This window comes from Corynebacterium callunae, assembly GCF_046592015.1.
Taxonomy (GTDB): Bacteria; Actinomycetota; Actinomycetes; order Mycobacteriales; family Mycobacteriaceae; genus Corynebacterium; species Corynebacterium callunae_A.
Genome location: NZ_JAWVOB010000024.1, coordinates 1 through 1,518 on the forward strand (window position 1 = coordinate 1; position 1,518 = coordinate 1,518).

The window sequence follows — 1,518 nt, forward strand, 5'->3', positions numbered from 1 at the left end:
GATAGCTATACTTACATTTCCGCTTCTAGTCAGTATGATTACTTCAGTCAGGGTGAAGCTATGCAGTGCGAGATATACTTAGAAATCTAATTATCGCCAAGATTTATGTCTTCCGATTCCCAAAAGCTAAAAACCAAGTCGTTCACATTTGTTCAATTGCCAACATGCCGATTTGGATTCTAATTCATAGATAACCTTAATCAAAAGGATTCATATTTCCCCGTGAAGATTCCAGTAAAATTTCGAGTCAGTGGCACCTCGAAAAGCATCGCAACTCTCGTAACGGGCAATTCACTTGCTCAACTTGTAAATATTGTTGGCATACCCATTCTTAGTCGAATCTACGACCCCATTGCAATTGGCTTATTAGCTATTTATGTTTCAGTCGCATCAATTTTTTCCGTACTTGCTTCAGGGCGGTACGAACTGGCTATTGTCTTGCCAGACTCCACAACGGAAGCCATAAAAATAAAAGCTTTAGCGCAGTGGATCTCCCTTGCAGTATCGACAGTAGCCTGCTTGTTATTAGTATTGCTGATGGGCCCGATCTCCTCACTCTTAGGTCTTCAAGAATACCGTCAATGGTTACCAGGAATTTCAGCTCTAGTTTTGCTAAGTGGCGTCACTAATATCATGAATTATTGGTACACGCGTCAGAAGAAATTTAAGATCCAAAGCATCAACAAGGTCATACTCAGTGCGTCTGTATTATTCTTCCAAGTATTATTCGGCATATTACTATCAAATAGTGTAACAAGCTTGCTTCTAGGCCTAATTTTGGGGCAATCAGTTGCCGTAATATTTCTAGTTTCTCAACAAGAGTTAAAAATTAAGCAGCAAATGATTGATATAGAAGAAGCAAAAAGCTTGAGTCGGAAATATGTCAAAATGCCGCTAGTAAACGGACCTAATGCATTGCTTGACAGCGTGAGAATGAACGGCCTTAATTTTGTTATTGCATCAATATCGGCCTCATCCCTCGGTCAATTCTCAATGGCGCTAAGAGGTGTCCAGGCTCCAGTTGGCTTATTTTCGCAGGCTCTTTCACAGGTATTTTTGCAAAAAATGGCACGCGAGAGCCAAGGTGAATTATATCCAATGGTTGTAACGATAATTAGGAAAGGGCTTATCCTCGCTTTTATTCCATTTCTAATAGTTTTTCTAGTAAGCCCTAAAATATTCCCATTTTTGCTTGGGCCTGGATGGGAACTTAGCGGATATTTTGCCCAGGCCCTAGTGCCCTGGTTATACTTAAACGTTGTTTCTTCACCTCTAGCGAATATTTTTATCGTGACTCAAACTCAGGGACGCTTACTACTTTTTGCATTCTTTTACATGCTAACCCCTCTAATCGTCGTTCACCTATTGAGATCTGACATACTAATGGCAGTCTGGGGACTGGGACTATCAATGGCAATATTGCTATTAATCCAGATTGGACTCGCCCTTATTACGGCAAAGCGTAGCGACAGAAAGCTTAAAATAACCATATAGCCTACAATGAGTCCATCCTTGTAG

At 40.6% G+C, this 1,518-nt stretch carries 1 protein-coding gene; it reads left to right on the plus strand.

All coding sequences use genetic code 11. From position 1 onward, the window contains the following. Positions 1-222: 222 nt before the first annotated feature. Entirely contained in the window at positions 223-1,494 is a 1,272-nt protein-coding gene (locus SFC07_RS13225) for an oligosaccharide flippase family protein (protein ID WP_411208778.1), read from the plus strand. The last annotated feature ends 24 nt before the right edge of the window (positions 1,495-1,518 follow it).